The following is a 15,567-nucleotide window of genomic DNA, read 5'->3' as shown; positions in this document are numbered from 1 at the left end:
CAGTCGGCATAGTCCTGGGACGTAGCGCCTCGATCCGGACGCCGGGCCCGACGTGGCCATGCCCGATCGGGAGCGGCGGCAGCCGGTGGACTGCCTCATGGATCGGTGGCGCAGCAGAACGCCAAAGGGAGGGGCTATGATGAGCAAGATCGTAACAATGACGGCTGCGATCGCAATCGGCGCGGCCCTCAGCGCCGCGACGCCAGCACCCGCCGACGCGCAGCAGCGCTTCGTCACGATCGGCACGGGTGGCGTGACGGGGGTGTACTACCCCGCCGGCGGTGCGATCTGCCGCCTGGTGAATCAGGGACGGCGCGAGCACGGGATCCGCTGCTCGGCCGAGAGCACCGGCGGCTCCGTGTTCAACCTGAACGCGATCCGCCAGGGCGAGCTCGATATCGGCGTGGTGCAGTCCGACTGGCAGTTCCACGCCTATCATGGCAGCGACCGCTTCCAGGAGTCGGGCGCTGACAAGGAGCTGCGCGCGCTGTTCTCGCTGCATCCGGAGCCCTTCACCGTGGTCGCGCGGCCGGAATCGGGCATCCGCACGTTCCAGGATCTCAAGGGCAAGCGCGTGAATGTCGGCAATCCGGGCTCAGGACAGCGCGGCACCGTCGAGGTCGTGATGCGCGCGCTGGGCTGGACGATGAGCGACTTCGCCCTCGCCTCCGAACTGCCCTCGCGCGAACAGGCTCAGGCGCTGTGCGACAACCGGGTCGATGCGATCCTGTTCACGGTCGGCCATCCCACGGGATCGATCGCCGAGCCGGTGGCCACCTGCGGCGCGGTGCTGGTGTCGGTCACAGGACCGGCGATCGACAAGCTGGTCGCCGACCACCCCTACTACTTCAAGGCGACGCTGCCCGCCGGCATGTACACGACGCAGAAGGAGGACATCCATACCTTCGGCGTCGGCGCGACGGTGGTGTCCTCGACGCGCACTCCGGCTGACGCCGTCTATCAGGTGGTGAAGGCCGTGTTCGCGAACTTCGACGCGTTCAAGGGTCTGCACCCGGCCTTCGCCGTGCTCGACCGGCAGACCATGGTGCGCGACGGCCTGAGCGCGCCGCTTCATGAGGGTGCCGAGCGGTACTATCGCGAGGCCGGCCTGCTCCGGTAGCGCCGTGCCAAGATCCGGCCGCGCCCGGCCCGGCCCGGCCCGCGCCGCGCGGGCCCGAACGCATGCCACCCCGGTGGACCCAGCCCAGCCCATCGGCCGGCTGAGAGATACGAGCGTCCCATGGACGAGCGCGCGCGAGGGGACGAGGCAGCGGCGCAGGCCGCCGCGCAGGAGTTGGCGGCACAGGCCGACACCGGCGCGCGCGAGCTTCATGGCACGCCGCGGCGGGTGATCTACACCGCGGCGCTGTGCTGGTCACTGTTCCAGCTCTGGATCGCCTCGCCGCTGCCGTTCTGGTTCCACGTCCTGATCTTCAACGACACCCAGGCGCGTGCGATCCATCTCGCCTTCGCGCTGTTCCTCGCCTTCCTGTCATTCCCCGGTCTGGTCGGCCATGCGCGTAGGGTTCCGGTCTTCGCCGTGCTCTACCTGCTCGCCGGCCTGGCGCTGCTCGGCCGGGCGGCGATGCAGGCGATGGCGGGCACCGACAATCCGCTGATCTTCGGAGCCGTCGGCGCGACGCTGCTCGTGGTCGCCTGGGCCGCGTTCCGCCCCGTGCCGCGCACGCTCATCCCGCAGATCGACTGGGTGCTGGCACTCGCCGGCGCGCTCAGCTCGCTCTATCTGTTCATCTTCTACGTGGAACTCTCGCACCGCCCCGGCGCGCCGACGCTGTTCGACCTCGTCACGGCGGGATGCGGCATGGTGCTGCTGCTCGAGGCGACCAGGCGCTCGCTTGGCCCGGCGCTGACCACGATCGCGGTGGTGTTCCTGATCTACACCTTTGCCGGCCCCTACATGCCCGACATGATCGCGCATCGCGGCGCCTCGTTCAGCCGCACGATGTCGCAGCAATGGCTCACCGCCGAAGGCGTGTTCGGCATCGCGCTCGGCGTCTCGACCAGCTTCGTGTTCCTGTTTGTGCTGTTCGGCGCGATGCTAGAGAAGGCGGGCGCGGGCAACTACTTCATCCAGGTGGCGTTCTCGCTGCTCGGCCACATGCGCGGCGGGCCCGCGAAGGCCGCGGTGGTGGCCTCGGGGCTGACGGGGCTGATCTCCGGTTCCTCGATCGCCAACGTTGTGACCACCGGGACCTTTACCATACCGCTTATGAAACGGGTCGGCTTCAGCGCGGAGAAGGCCGGCGCGGTGGAGGTGGCGAGCTCGGTGAACGGGCAGATCATGCCGCCTGTGATGGGCGCGGCCGCGTTCCTGATGGTCGAGTATGTCGGGATTCCCTATGTCGAGGTGATCACCCACGCCTTCCTGCCGGCGGTGATCTCGTACATCGCGCTGCTCTACATCGTGCATCTCGAGGCACTGAAGATGGGCATGAGCGGCCTGCCGCGCCGCGAGCAGACCACGCTGGTGCAGTCCCTGCTCGGCTTCGGCATCACCGTGTGCAGCCTGATCATCCTGGCCGGGGCGATCTATTACGGCATCGGCTGGACGCGCGACGTGTTTGGGCCGGCGGCGAACCTCATGATCGCTGGGTTCGTGCTGGCCGCCTATCTCGCCTTGCTGCTGATCGCCGCACAGGTGCCGGAACTGACGATGGATGATCCGCAGGCGCCGCTCAGCCAGCTGCCGGCAGTGCGCCCGACTCTGCTGAGCGGCCTGCATTTCCTGCTGCCGCTGGTGGTGCTGATCTGGACGCTGATCGTCGAGCGGCTCTCGCCCGGGCTCTCGGCGTTCTGGGCGGTCGCGTTCATGGTGTTCATCCTGATCACGCAGCGGCCGATCCTGGCGCTGTTCCGCGGCCAGGGCGCGTACGGCCGCGCGGTGACGATCGGTCTCGTCGAGCTGGTGGACGGTCTGGTCGCCGGCGCGCGCAACATGGTGGGCATCGGGGTTGCGACCGCAGCCGCCGGCATCATTGTCGGCACGGTAGCGCTGACGGGCATCGGCCTGGTGATGACCGAGCTCGTCGAGTACCTGTCCGGCGGCAACCTGATGCTGATGCTGGTGCTGACCGCGCTGATCAGCCTGATCCTCGGCCTCGGCCTGCCGACCACCGCCAACTACATCATTGTCGCGACGCTGATGGCGCCGGTGGTGGTGGAACTCGGCTCGCAGTCGGGGCTGGTCGTGCCGCTGATCGCGGTGCACCTGTTCGTCTTCTATTTCGGCATCATGGCCGACGTGACACCGCCCGTGGGGCTCGCCTCGTTCGCCGCGGCGGCGGTGTCGCGCGGCGATCCTCTCCAGACCGGCATTCAGGCGTTCTACTACAGCCTGCGCACGGTCGCGCTACCGTTCATCTTCGTGTTCAATTACGAGCTGCTGCTGATCGGCATCGGCAGCATCTGGCACCTTCTGGTAGTGGTGCTCAGCGCCATCGTCGCGATGCTGGTGTTCGCCGCCGGCACGCAGGGCTACTTCCTCGCGCGCAGCCGGCTGCACGAGAGCGCGCTGTTGTTGCTGGTCGCGTTCATGCTGTTCCGGCCGGGCTTCTTCCTGGACCAGATCATGCCCGAATACGACGAGCTTCCCGCGCGCGCCCTGTTGCAGGTGGTTGAGGAGGTGCCCGCACAGGGCTTCCTGCGGATGCGCGTCGAGGGCGTGGACATGGACGGGCGCGACGTCAGCAAGGTGGTGATGTTCCGCCTGGGCGAGACCGGCCCGGCTGCTCAGCGGCTGCGCGGGGTCGGGCTCGGGGTCGCGGCGGTCGGCGAGCAGGTGAACATCACGGATGTCGCGTTCGGCAGCCCGGCGGAGCGGTTCGGCGTCGAGTTCGGCTGGCACGCCACCGCGGTGCTGGTGCCGTCTGCCGAGCGGCCGCCGAAGGAGATAGTGTACGTCCCGGCGCTGCTGCTGCTCGGCCTCGTTGCCCTGCTCCAGCGACCGCGGGCGCGGCGAGGCGATACCTGACGCACCCCTGTCCATGGGACAGGGGTGCGGGCAGGCGCCCGAACGGCCCTGGGCCGAGCGAGGCCGCTTGCGTCATGCTGCTCCTGCGTCGCACCGCGGGTTCCCCATGAGAGCCGAGACGGACCTTCAGACCGCCTCAGACGACGTTGCGCTCCAGCACCAGCCGCCCTTCGGCCAGCCGCCCGAGCGCGAGCGGCGTGAGGTCCAGCGCCACGTACCGGCCGAGCGCGGCGAGTTCCGCCAGCCCGCGCCCGATCGCCGGCGCCTGCTGAATGCCGTGGCCCGAGAATCCGCAGGCCGCGAGCAGCCCCGTCACGCCCGGCACGGGCCCGACCAGCGCGTTGTGGTCGGCGGTGTTCAGGTCATAGTGCCCCGCCCAGGCGCGCTCCATGCGCAGCTGTTCCAGCGCCGGAATGCGCGCGGCGAGCACCGGCCAGACCCGCGCCTCGAAGAACTCGGGCGTGACATCGAAATCGTCTTCGGCCACGTCCGGGTCGTCTTCTGGCGGCGGCGCGGTGCCGCAGATGAACCCCTCGCCCTCGGGGCGGATATAGACGCCCGTCGGGTCGATCAGCAGCGGACACGCGGGCAGCGCGGCGGGCGTGCGGATGTAGAAGATCAGCCGCTTGCGCCGGCGCACCGGCAGGTCGGTGAAGGGCCGCAGCAGGTCGGCGGTGGCGGTACCCGCGGTGACGATCACCGTGCCGGCCTCGATCGTGGTGCCGTCCGCCAGCCGCACGCCGGTTGCGCGGCCGCCCGGCGCGTCGATCGCTGTCACCGCCGCCGTGCGCCACACCACCCCCGCCGCGCGCGAGGCCCGGCGCATCGCCTGCATCACGCCGAAGCCGTCGAACCAACCTTCCCCGGTTCGCCCCCAGGTGCCGGCGACAAGGCCCTCCGTCTCCAGCCAGGGGAACCGTGCGCGCAGCGCCGGCGGGTCGAGCCACACCACGTCGGCGCCCTCCGCGCGTTGCACCGCGTGGTTCGCCGCCAGCGTCTCCCGCCCCGCCTCGCTCGCCAGGAACAGATAGCCACCCTCGCGGAACGACGCATCGATCCCCAGCCGCGCCGGCGCCTCGCGCAGCACCGCGACGCCGTAGCCCGAGACGCGGACGTTGATCGCGGTGGAGAACTGCCGCCGGATCGAACTGGCGGACAGCGCGGTTGCGGCGCGCGCGTAGGACGGGTCCTTCTCGAGCACCAGCACGCGGCCGGCGAAGCCGAGATCGCAGGCGAGATGCCAGGCGGCCGAGGCGCCCATGGCCGCCCCACCCACGATCACCACGTCGAACCGCCCGCTCATGGGGGCACTCTGCCGCGCGGGTGGACGGTCGGGAAGCCGCCGCGCATCCTGCGCCGATGCGCGTCATCGACGGACCCACGCTGCAGCGCCTCACGCCGTATCCCGCGCTGATCGCGGCGCTCCGCGATCGCCTCGCCGAGAAGCTTGCCTCGCCGCCGCGGCTCATCCTCGATCCCACCGGGCAAGGCGATGCGCTGCTCTTGATGCCCGCATGGCGCGAGAGCGGCCTGATGGTGGTGAAGCTCGTCACCGTCTATCCGCGCAACGCCGAAGCCGGCCGGCCGGCGCTCGATGCGAGTGTGACCGTGTTCGACCAGCGCGACGGGCGGCTGCGCGCGATCCTTGACGGCGTGGTGCTGACGGTGCGGCGCACGGCGGCGGCCTCGGCGCTCGGCGCGGCTCTGCTCGCCCGCCCCGACTGCGCGACGCTGTTGGTGATCGGCACTGGCGCGCTCGCACCGGCGCTCGCGCGCGCGCATCTCGCCGCCCAGCCGACCCTGAAGCGCGTGCTGGTGTGGGGCCGCACGCCCGCGAAGGCCGAGCTTCTGGCCGCGGGTCTGCGCGCGGAGGGCATCGACGCCGCCACCGCGCCCGATCTCGACGCGGCGATCGCCGAGGCCGACACGATCGTCGCCGCCACCACCGCGGCCGCGCCGATCATCCCCGCCGATGCGGTGCGTTCGGGCACCCATCTTTCGCTGGTCGGCGCCTTCACCCCCGCGATGGCCGAGGCCGAGCCCGCGCTGATGCCGCGCGCGCGGGTGTTCGCCGACGACCGCGCATCGGCCCTGGTGAAGGGTGGCGAGGTCGCGCAGGCGATCAAGGCAGGATTGATCGGCGAGCAGGCCATCGTCGCCGACCTCGCCGAGCTGGTGCGCGACGGCCCGCCGCCGCGCCGCCCTGACGACATCACCGTGTTCAAGTCCGTCGGCTTCGCCGCACTCGACCTGATCGCGGTCGAGCTTGCCATGACGACGAGCACGTGACCGAGACCGGCCACGGTGCTGGATCCGATCGGGACAGCCTGGCCTGGTTGAGCTGCGCGCGGCGCAGATCGGATCTGGACACGAGGGGAGGGACTGCCGCCCGATGGACGACATCATCCTGGCCATTCTCAGCTCCATCTGGTGGCTGCTCGTCCAGTTCTGGACCGTGCTCGTGCTGCTCTACGAGGAGCTCCACCTCGAGGTCGTGTTCCGGACGATCATCCTTGGCGTCTGGTGGGCTGTGGTGCAGTCCTGGCATCTGCTCGTCGCCCTCTACCAGTTGATCCGCGCGCAAGGGTGGGGCACCGCTGTTGTGGTCCTCTGCGCCTCGGTCGCGATGGTGATCTGGGGAAGCCGGCTGACGGGCATGGCACCCTACGTCGTCGGTCGGGTGATCGGCGGCATCGTCTATGGCACCCCACATCCGGGGAGGGAGGGGACGGCTGACAGCGTGTTGGGCACCGCGCTCGGCGTCGTGCTGAAGCTGGCGGGGTTGATCGGTGTCGTGGTCTCGGTCCTCGCCGGGCTCGACGCGTTGCTCTACGACACGTCGTTCCAATGAGGCCAACCACCCGGCCGCACAGAGTCCGGACCGCACCGGTCGATCCGAAGGAGGACGCATGACTGAAACGAACCGCCGCATCGTGCTGAAGCGCCGACCGGTCGGCATGCCGACGCCGGACGACTTCACCTTCGAGGATGTCCCCGTGCCCGAACCGGGCGCGGGCGAGGTGGTGCTGAAGCATCTCTACCTCTCGCTCGATCCGTATCAGCGCGGCCGGCTCTCGGAGGCGAAGTCCTACGCCGCTCCGGTGCCGATCGGCGGCGTCGTCGAGTGCCGCACGGTCGGGCGCGTCCTCGCCTCGCGCGACGCGCGTTTCGCGCCCGGCGACATCGCGCTCGGCGGATTCGGCTGGCAGACGCATTCGGTCATGCCGGGCAAGCAGCTGCTCAAGCTCGATCCGGCCGAGGCGCCGATTTCCACCGCGCTCGGTGTGCTCGGCATGCCGGGGCTGACAGCGCATGTCGGGATGAGCGACATCGGCCAGCCCAAGGCGGGGGAGACGGTGGTGATCTCGGCGGCGTCCGGCGCGGTGGGCGCGGTTGCCGGGCAGATCGCCAGGCTCGCCGGAAGCCGCGTGGTCGGCGTCGCGGGCGGCGCCGAGAAGTGCCGCTTCGTCACCGAGACGCTCGGCTTCGATGCCTGCATCGATCACCGTGCCGGCGATCTGGCCGGGTCGCTCGACCGCGCCTGCCCGAACGGCATCGACGTCTACTGGGAGAATGTCGGCGGTGCCTTGCAGGCGGCGGTGTTCCCGCGCCTGAACGATTTCGGCCGCATGGTGATGTGCGGGATGATCGCGCAGTACAACGACGCCGATCCGCTGGCGGGACCCAATCTCGGCCCCGTCGTGCGCAAGCGCCTGCGCATCCAGGGCTTCATCGTCTCCGACCAGTGGCAGCGGCTGGGCGAGTGGCGCGCGCTTGCCGCACCCATGCTGCGCGACGGGCGGCTCAAGTACCGCGAGGATGTGGTCGAGGGGCTCGACGCGGCCCCGTCAGCCTTCATCGGCCTGCTGCAAGGAAGGAATTTCGGCAAGCTGCTGGTGCGGCTTCCCGACTGAGCCACGCGCTTGCCCTGCCGTGCGACCCGCCCTACCTGTAGCGGCCAGGGCCGGCATGCAGCGCACGGCCGAAGGGAGGACCTGATGAGCATCACGATCGGACGCCGCGGCCTGGTCGCCGGCGCGGCCCTCGCACCCCTTGCCCTGCCCGTCGCCGCCCAGGGCCGCGGCGAGGAGATCTCCGTCACCCACTGGGGCGTGCTGATGTACGGCGCGCCCTATGCGGTCTCGATGGAGAAGGGCTTCTTCCGCGAAGCCGGCGTCAACATCACCGGCATCCTGACCAGCAAGGGCGGCGGCACCACCGTGCGCAACGTGCTCGCCGGCGGCCTGCCCTATGGCGAGGTGTCGCTCGCCGCCGCCGTCGCCGCGGCGCGCGAGGGTCTCGACATCAAGATCGTCAATGCCGGCGCCGCAACGGTCGCCGACATCCTCTGGGTCACCACGCCCGACAGCCCGATCCGCACGATCAAGGATCTCGAGGGCCAGAGGATCGCCTACACCAGCCCGAAATCGGTCACCGAGATGCTGGTGATCATGTCGCTCACGGCCTCGGGCGTGGACCTGAACAAGGTCGAGCGCATCAGCACCGGTGGCATCGGCGCCGGGCTCACCGCGCTGCGCCAGGGCGGCGTGCAGGCCGCACCGATCATGGACCCGATCTGGGCGCGCGATCATGCGCGCTGGCGGCCGCTGTTCTTCGTCAAGGACGTGCTGCCGCCGATGACGCAGACCGTCGGCATCACGACGACGCAGTTCATCCGCGAGCAGCCCGACAAGCTCCGCGCGATCATCGCCGGGCGTCGCAAGGGGGTCGACTTCCTCTACGCCAATCCCGAGGAGGGCGGGAAGCTCTTCGCCGAGGCCTACGAACTGCCGCGCGAGCTCGGCGTGCGCGCGGTGAAGAACATGGTCGATGTCGGCTACTGGAGCCGCGGCAACATCGACACCAAGGCACTCGACAACATGGTCGAGGGCCTGCGCATCATCGGCGAGGTGGACGGGCCGATCGATTGGACACCGCTGGTCGATCGCAGCTTCCTGCCACCCGACCTTCAGGCGACGGGTTGACGGTCGCGACGATGGCCGGCCCGGGCACCCGGGCCGGCTCCGCGCATGCGACGCTGCACGGGGTGACGCGGATCTTTCCGCCACCTGATCGCGGCCAGGCGCCGGTGCATGCGCTCGGCCCGCTCGACCTCGATCTCGCGCGCGGCGAGTTCTTCGCGGTCGTCGGCCCCTCGGGCTGCGGCAAGTCGACGCTGCTCGAAATTCTCGCCGGGCTCTCGGCGCCGACCGAGGGCTCGGTGACCTTCGAGGACACCGAGGTCCGCGCCAGCCCGCCCGACGGCGTGGGCGTGGTGTTCCAGGAGGACGCGTCGTTCCCCTGGCTCTCGGTCTGGGACAATGTCGCCTTCGGCCTGCGCCGCGCCGGCATGGACAGCGCCGAGACCGCGCGCCGCGTCGATCACGCGCTGCGCTTCATGGGGCTGACGGGCTTCGCGCGCGCCTATCCGGCGCAGCTCTCGGGCGGGATGCGCCAGCGCGTCTGCATCGCGCGCACGCTGGTGCTCGAACCGCGGCTGATCCTGCTCGATGAGCCGTTCGGCGCGCTCGACCAGCAGACGCGCCTGCTGATGGGCGACGAGCTGCTGCGGCTCTGGCGCGACACCGGCGCGACGGTGCTGCTGATCACGCATGCGCTGGACGAGGCGGCGATGCTGTCCGACCGGATCGGCGTGATGAGCGCACGGCCCGGGCGTTTCATCGACATGGTCGCCACGGGCTGGCCGCATGATCGTGATTCCACCATCGTCTCCGACACTGCCTTCGGCGAGGTCACCGCGCGGCTGTGGTCATCCCTGCGCGCCGAGAGCCTGAAGGCGCTCGGCGGGGTGCGATGACCCGCGCCGGCTGGATCCGCATCGCAATCGTGCTCGGCGCGATCGCGGCACTGGAACTCGTCACCCAGGCGGGGCTGGTCAGCCGGCACACCATCATCCCGCCGACCGCGATGGCCGGCGCCCTCTGGGGTCTGATCGCCTCGGGCGAGATCATGCCCGACATCGTCAAGACGCTCTCGAACGTTGCCGCCGCCTTCGTGCTGTCGGTCGCCGGCGGCTTTGTGCTCGGCCTGCTGATCCACGCCGCACCGCGGCTCCGCCGCGCGCTCGATCCGCTGCTCGCGACCTACTACGCGGTGCCGTTTTTCGTATTCTACCCGCTGCTGATCGTGATCTTCGGCATGTCCGACCTGCCGATCATCGTGATCGGCTTCCTGTTCGGCGTGGTGGCGATGATCATCGCGACCCTGAACGGGCTCGACCGCGTGCCGCGTGTCGCGCTGAAGGTGGCGCGGCTCTCGCGCATGGACCCCGTGTCGATCGCGCTGCTGATCAAGTTCCCGGCCGCCACGCCATATCTGTTCACCGGCATAAAGCTCGCGGTCGCCTACTCCTTCATCGGCGTGATCGCCTCGGAGTTCATCCTCTCCGGTGCGGGGCTCGGCTTCGCGATCTCCTACGCCTACAACAACTTTGACACGCCGAAGATGTATGCGCTGATGCTGTTCATCCTGGTCAGCGTCACGGCGGTGAACATGGTGCTGCACACGATCGAGCAGCGCATGCTGCGCCGCCGGGGCCTTGCGCGATGACCGAGCGCGCGCCGGCCTGGAAGCGCTACGGCGATAGCCTCGCCCTGCTGGCGGGGCTTGTACTGCTGTGGTGGCTGCTCTCCCGCTGGGCAGGCGAGGAAGCGCTCACCGGCCCGGCCGAGACGCTCGCGCGTGCGGGCGAACTGCTCGAGAGCCGGCGCTTCCACGGCCACATCACCGAAAGCCTGACCGCGCTCGGCTACGCGCTGCTGCTCGCGGCACTCGGCGGACTGGGCCTCGGCACTTGGCTCGGCGTGCGAAGGCTCGCGGGCCAGGTGGCCGAGCCGATCCTGGTGGCCCTCTATGCGCTGCCGAAGATCACGCTCTATCCGGTGATCCTGCTGATCTTCGGGCTGGGACTTCCCGCGAAGGTTGCGTTCGGCGCGATCCACGGGATCATCCCGGTCACCATCTTCACGCTGAATGCCGTGCGCACGATCCGCCCGGTCTATCTCAAGGTCGCGCGCACGCTGCGGCTGACGCCCTGGCAGGCCTTCTTCACGGTCTGGCTGCCGGCCGCCCTGCCGGAGATCGTCTCCGGACAGCGCGTCGGCTTCGCGCTGACGCTGCTCGGCGTGCTGATCGGCGAGATGTTCGCCTCGCAGCGCGGCGTCGGCTTCGTGCTGATCAACGCGATCGGGCTCAACGACGTGCCGACCATCATGGCGGCGGCCTTCCTGCTCGCGGTATTCGCCGCCACCGTCAGCGCGATCCTGCTGAAGATCGACCGCGCCCTGCACCGCCGCACGGCGAGGGCCTGAGGGGTGTTCCCCACCGGCCCGGCGCGGCCTAAATAGTCCATGGCTCATCTGGGAGAGGCCCAAGACATGACGAAGACCATGGCCGGCATCCGCCGGCGCAGCCTGCTCGCCGCCTCCGCCGCGCTGCCGCTCGCGGCGCCGCATGTGCGCGCACAACCGGCGGCGGTGAAGATCGGGATCATCCAGCCGGTCACCGGTGCGCTCGCCCAGGACGGCGAGCACGGGCGGCTCGGTGCCGAGATCGCGATCAACGAGATCAATCGCGGGGGTGGCATCAAGGCGCTCGGCGGCGCGCAGATCCAGATGGTGTTCGGCGACGCGCGCTCGAACCCCGAAGGCGGTGTCGCCGAGGTCGAGCGCATGCAGGGTGAGGGGGTGGCGGCGATCGTCGGCGGCTTCGCCTCGCCGATCTGCCTCGCCACCACCCAGGCGGCGTCGCGCTACGACATTCCCTACATCGTCGATGTCGGCGTGTCCGACCAGATCGTCACGCGCGGGTTGAAGAACACCTTCCGCTTCGCCCCCGGCTTCGGCACGGTGACCAAGACCGCACTGGACAACCTGGTCGCGATCAACGAGGCGGCCGGCAAGCCCGCGCAGACCGCCGTGATCGTGCACGAGGACGGGCTGTTCGGCTCCGGCATGGCGCGGCTGCTCAACACCCAGCTGCCCGAGCGTGGCTTCCGCGTGCTGGAGACGATCGCGCACCCCACACCCTCGCGCGACATGTCGAACGTGGCGCTGCGCATCCGCGCGCTCGCCCCCGACCTCATCATTCCCTCCTCCTACTACGGCGAGTTCGTGCTGCTCGCGCGCACCATGCAGCAGCAGCGCATCCGCCCGAAGGTCGGCGTCTACGCAGTGCTGAACGGCGCGGCGTCGAACTTCCGCTTCGTGCGCGAATTCCCGGACGCGGCGAACAACATCATGGACTGCAACCATTGGGCCGATCCGCGCAAACCGAAGTCTGCCGAGGTGCGCGCCGCCGCCGAGGCCACGGGACGGTTCTGGCTCTACAACATTCCGCTGAACTACTCCTGCGTCCGGCTGCTCGCGGACGCGATCGAGCGCGCGGGTTCGACCGACCGGGCGAGGATCACCGAGGCGCTCGCCGCCTCCAGCTTCGCCGACCACATCATGCCCTACGGCCCGACCAAGTTCGAGAACGGCCAGAACATGGGCGCGCGGCCGGTGAACACGCAGGTGCAGGGCGGCGACATCAAGCTGATCTTCCCGCGCGAGTTCGCCGACGCGCAGCCGGTCTTCCCGGCGGCCTGACGATGCGCAGCGGGCGGGGCCGACGCCCCGCCCACCCTCCGTCTCCCTGCCCCGGCGCGTGATGTACTCGCCCGAGATCCTGCTCACCGCCGTGCTGAACGGGCTGATGACCGGATCGGTCTATGCGCTGATCGCGGTCGGGCTGACGCTGGTCTATGGCGTGCTGCACATCATCAACTTCGCCCATGGCGCGACGCTGACCGCGGCGATGTTCGCGGTCTATGTGCTGCACGGCACGGCCGGGCTCGATCCGTATGTCGCGATGATCGTCACCGTACCGGGGATGTTCGCGCTCGGCTACGCGGTGCAGCGGCTGGTGATCGGCCCGGCGAGCCACGGCGATGACGGCAACATCCTGCTGGTCACGCTTGGGCTCGCGATCATCATCGAGAACGCCCTGCTGATGGCGTTCCGCTCCGACACCCGCTCGATCGACGTGCCCTACGGGTTCTCGGTGATCGAGCTCGGGCCCCTGTTCCTCTCCCTGCCGCGCGTGGTCGCGGTGTTCGTCGTGCTGGCGGTGGCGGGGCTGCTGTGGCTGTTCCTTGCGCGCAGCACCACCGGCCAGGCGATACGGGCGGTGGCGAAGGAGAAGATCGGCGCGGCCCTGGTCGGCATCGATGTCGGCCACATCTACGCCGTCACCTTCGGGCTCGGCGCAGCGTGTCTCGCGGTCGCGGCGTCGCTGCTGATGCCGACCTTCCTGGTGAACCCACGCATCGGCAACGCCTTCGTGCTCGTCGCGTTCACCATCGTCGTGCTGGGCGGCATGGGCTCGATCCCCGGCGCGCTCCTCGGCGGCCTCTTCATCGGCGTGGTCGAGAGCCTGTCCGGCCTGTTCATGGGCGAGAGCCTGGGCCAGATCGGCATCTTCCTGATCTTCATCCTGGTGCTGCTGGTCCGCCCGACGGGACTGTTCGGGGCAAAGGCATGAGCGGGCTCCGTCCCTACGCGGCGATCCTCGCGGTGCTCGCCGTGCTGGCGGTGCTGCCGGCCGTGTTCACGTCCGGCACGATGCAGAACTTCCTGATCTTCACCCTGATCGTGGCGCTCGCCGGCCAGGGCTGGAACCTGCTCGGCGGCTATGGCGGGCAGTTCAGCTTCGGCCACGCAAGTTTCTTCGGCACCGGCGCCTACGCGATCGCGATCCTGCAGGAGCGGCTCGGGCTGAACCCCTGGGTGGCGCTGCCGATCGCGATCGGGCTCGGCGCCCTGGTCGGCGCGGTGATCGGCACGCTCGCCTTCCGCGCGCGGCTGCGCGGCTCGTATTTCGCGCTCGTCACGCTGGCCTTCGCCGAGGTGTTCCGCATCGTCGCCAATGTGCTGCCGGTGACCGGTGGGGCGGCCGGCATCCTGATCCGGCTGAACGTCGATCCACTGAACTTCCAGTTCGCCGACCGCGCGACCTTCCACCGGCTGACGGTCGCGTTCCTCGGCGCGGTGATGCTGCTGATCCGCGCGCTCGAACGTGGCCGGTTCGGTGCGCGCCTCGTCGCGGTGCGCGAGAACGAGGATGCCGCGCGCGCGCTCGGCGTCGATGTGCTGCGCGTGAAGATCGCCGCGATCACGCTCTCGGGCGCGATCACCGCCTCGGCCGGCTGTCTCTACGCGCAGAAGTTCCTCTATCTCGACGCGATGATCGCCTACGGGCCGTGGATCTCGGTCGAGGCGCTGCTCGCGCCGATCATCGGCGGCCTGGGCACCGTGTTCGGCCCGGTGCTCGGCGCCTTCGTGCTGCACGGCATCGGCGAGTTCACCAAGACGTGGATCGCCACGCTCACCGGCGGCGCGCTGCCGGGCGTGGATCTCGTGCTGTTCGGCGCGCTGCTGATCGTCACCGTCGGCTTCGCGCCGCGCGGCATCCTCGGTCTTGCGTCACGCCTCACGATGCGTGCCGCGTGAGCGAGGGCGTCGCCGTCACCACGCCATCGGACACCGAGGTCACCGTGATCCGCAGCGGCGTCGGTCCTCGGCACCTGGTGTTCGAGGCGTTCACGACGCGTTTGCTGGTCAGGCGTCGGCTCTTCGGACCCGTCGACTGGCTGATGGCCGTGTGCGAGATCGACTTCCGCTTGGGCGCGCCTCCCGCCATGACTGGTGCGACCACCGGACGGACGACATGGGGATGGGCGGGACGTTCCGCGAGATCGTCCCGCCCGAGCGGATCGTGCACACCGAGCTGCTCGATCAGGAGTGGACCGGCGGCGAGACCGTGGTCACCACCGTGTTCGAGGAGATGGACGGCCGCACCACGGCCATGGCGACCGTGCGCTGCTCGTCCCAGGCGGCGTTCTGGACGCATGTACGGCGCGACTTCCATGACGAGAGGCTGGCGAACGCCAGCCCACTCGCGCGCGAGGCGATCGAGCGCATGCGGCCGCTGTTCGCCGTCGAGGCGGAGATCCGCGGCCAGCCGCCCGAGGCGCGCTCGGCGCCGCTGATGGCTGATCTGCACGCCTGGCTCGAGGCGACGCTGCGCCGTATCTCCGGCAAGTCGGACCTCGCGAAGGTGATCCGCTACACGCTGGCGCAGTGGACCGCGTTGACCACGGTGCTGCGCGACGGCCGCGCCTGCCTGCACAACAACGCCGCCGAGCGGCCGATGCGCCACTCGCGCTGGGGTGGAGGAACTGCCTGATCGCCGGATCGGTCGAGGGCGGGGGGCGGACCGGGATCATCTACACCCTGGTCGGCACCGCGGAGCTGAACGGCTGGGACCCGCAGACCTATCTCCGCGTCCTGCTCCACCGCATCCCGGCCACGATTTCCAGGCGCATCGACCGGTACCTGGTGTGCCGCCCCGAGCGTGACGCGGAGTGGGGAGTTGCGGCGTCTTGGAGCGGGATCGCCGAGCTCTCGCGGCGGACCCGGACGGCATCCGTCAGATCGGCCTTCGGAAGGGTACTGAACTCCGCGCGGGTGCTGCGCCGCCGGGACTGAACGGGGCGTTGTACCGGCGCCTCAGGA

The 15,567-nt window shown here is 69.8% G+C and carries 15 protein-coding genes; 14 read left to right on the top strand and 1 reads right to left on the bottom strand.

Translation table 11 applies throughout. The features are described from left to right. Positions 1-139 precede the first annotated feature (139 nt). Both ACTIFU_RS00250 and ACTIFU_RS00245 read left to right on the top strand, forming a co-directional pair. Positions 140-1,120, top strand: a complete 981-nt coding sequence (locus ACTIFU_RS00250) for a TAXI family TRAP transporter solute-binding subunit (protein WP_439576262.1) — start codon at positions 140-142, stop codon at positions 1,118-1,120. Positions 1,121-1,240: 120 nt separating this feature from the next. Beyond that, a complete protein-coding gene (locus ACTIFU_RS00245; RefSeq protein WP_439576261.1) occupies positions 1,241-3,991 on the top strand; it encodes a TRAP transporter permease in 2,751 nt (916 codons plus the stop codon). 136 nt (positions 3,992-4,127) lie between these two features. On the opposite strand, the gene ACTIFU_RS00240 is transcribed toward ACTIFU_RS00245, so the two are convergent. Then, positions 4,128-5,294, bottom strand: a complete 1,167-nt coding sequence (locus ACTIFU_RS00240) for an NAD(P)/FAD-dependent oxidoreductase (RefSeq protein WP_439576260.1) — start codon at positions 5,292-5,294, stop codon at positions 4,128-4,130. Between the two features lie 56 nt (positions 5,295-5,350). Here ACTIFU_RS00240 and ACTIFU_RS00235 point away from each other — a divergent pair, with 56 nt between their 5' ends. The 12 genes from ACTIFU_RS00235 (at position 5,351) to ACTIFU_RS00180 (ending at position 15,540) form a co-directional block, all read left to right on the top strand. Beyond that, on the top strand, positions 5,351-6,280 hold the full coding sequence (locus tag ACTIFU_RS00235; protein WP_439576259.1) for an ornithine cyclodeaminase family protein: 930 nt from the start codon (positions 5,351-5,353) through the stop codon (positions 6,278-6,280). A gap of 103 nt (positions 6,281-6,383) precedes the next feature. After that, on the top strand, positions 6,384-6,842 hold the full coding sequence (locus ACTIFU_RS00230) for a hypothetical protein (RefSeq protein WP_439576258.1): 459 nt from the start codon (positions 6,384-6,386) through the stop codon (positions 6,840-6,842). Positions 6,843-6,900: 58 nt separating this feature from the next. After that, on the top strand, positions 6,901-7,905 hold the full coding sequence (locus ACTIFU_RS00225) for an NADP-dependent oxidoreductase (protein ID WP_439576257.1): 1,005 nt from the start codon (positions 6,901-6,903) through the stop codon (positions 7,903-7,905). Between the two features lie 84 nt (positions 7,906-7,989). After that, positions 7,990-8,976, top strand: coding sequence for an ABC transporter substrate-binding protein (locus ACTIFU_RS00220; protein ID WP_439576256.1), 987 nt, complete (start codon positions 7,990-7,992; stop codon positions 8,974-8,976). An 11-nt stretch (positions 8,977-8,987) separates the two neighbouring features. Continuing rightward, entirely contained in the window at positions 8,988-9,809 is an 822-nt protein-coding gene (locus ACTIFU_RS00215) for an ABC transporter ATP-binding protein (protein WP_439576255.1), read from the top strand. Beyond that, entirely contained in the window at positions 9,806-10,561 is a 756-nt protein-coding gene (locus ACTIFU_RS00210) for an ABC transporter permease (RefSeq protein ID WP_439576254.1), read from the top strand. Before ACTIFU_RS00215 ends, ACTIFU_RS00210 begins: the two co-directional genes overlap by 4 nt. Further along, the gene (locus ACTIFU_RS00205; RefSeq protein WP_439576253.1) at positions 10,558-11,322 is read left to right on the top strand and encodes an ABC transporter permease; all 765 of its coding nucleotides are present in this window, start codon (positions 10,558-10,560) and stop codon (positions 11,320-11,322) included. Before ACTIFU_RS00210 ends, ACTIFU_RS00205 begins: the two co-directional genes overlap by 4 nt. A 66-nt stretch (positions 11,323-11,388) precedes the next feature. Continuing rightward, positions 11,389-12,600: an ABC transporter substrate-binding protein gene (locus ACTIFU_RS00200; RefSeq protein WP_439576252.1), complete on the top strand. Its 1,212-nt coding sequence runs from the start codon at positions 11,389-11,391 to the stop codon at positions 12,598-12,600. A 61-nt stretch (positions 12,601-12,661) separates the two neighbouring features. Beyond that, positions 12,662-13,534 carry a branched-chain amino acid ABC transporter permease gene (locus tag ACTIFU_RS00195; protein ID WP_439576251.1) on the top strand — a complete coding sequence of 291 codons (873 nt, stop codon included), beginning with the start codon at positions 12,662-12,664 and terminating at the stop codon, positions 13,532-13,534. Then, positions 13,531-14,502 (top strand): branched-chain amino acid ABC transporter permease, encoded by a 972-nt coding sequence (locus tag ACTIFU_RS00190; RefSeq protein ID WP_439576250.1) that lies wholly within the window; start codon positions 13,531-13,533, stop codon positions 14,500-14,502. The genes ACTIFU_RS00195 and ACTIFU_RS00190 overlap by 4 nt, the downstream gene beginning before the upstream one ends. Next, positions 14,492-15,238 carry an IS66 family transposase gene (locus tag ACTIFU_RS00185; RefSeq protein ID WP_439576249.1) on the top strand — a complete coding sequence of 249 codons (747 nt, stop codon included), beginning with the start codon at positions 14,492-14,494 and terminating at the stop codon, positions 15,236-15,238. The genes ACTIFU_RS00190 and ACTIFU_RS00185 overlap by 11 nt, the downstream gene beginning before the upstream one ends. Then, the gene (locus ACTIFU_RS00180; RefSeq protein WP_439576248.1) at positions 15,133-15,540 is read left to right on the top strand and encodes a transposase domain-containing protein; all 408 of its coding nucleotides are present in this window, start codon (positions 15,133-15,135) and stop codon (positions 15,538-15,540) included. Before ACTIFU_RS00185 ends, ACTIFU_RS00180 begins: the two co-directional genes overlap by 106 nt. Positions 15,541-15,567: the final 27 nt, after the last annotated feature.

The organism is Elioraea sp., assembly GCF_051860475.1.
GTDB lineage: Bacteria > Pseudomonadota > Alphaproteobacteria > Acetobacterales > Acetobacteraceae > Elioraea.
This window is presented reverse-complemented; position numbering and strand designations above follow the sequence as displayed.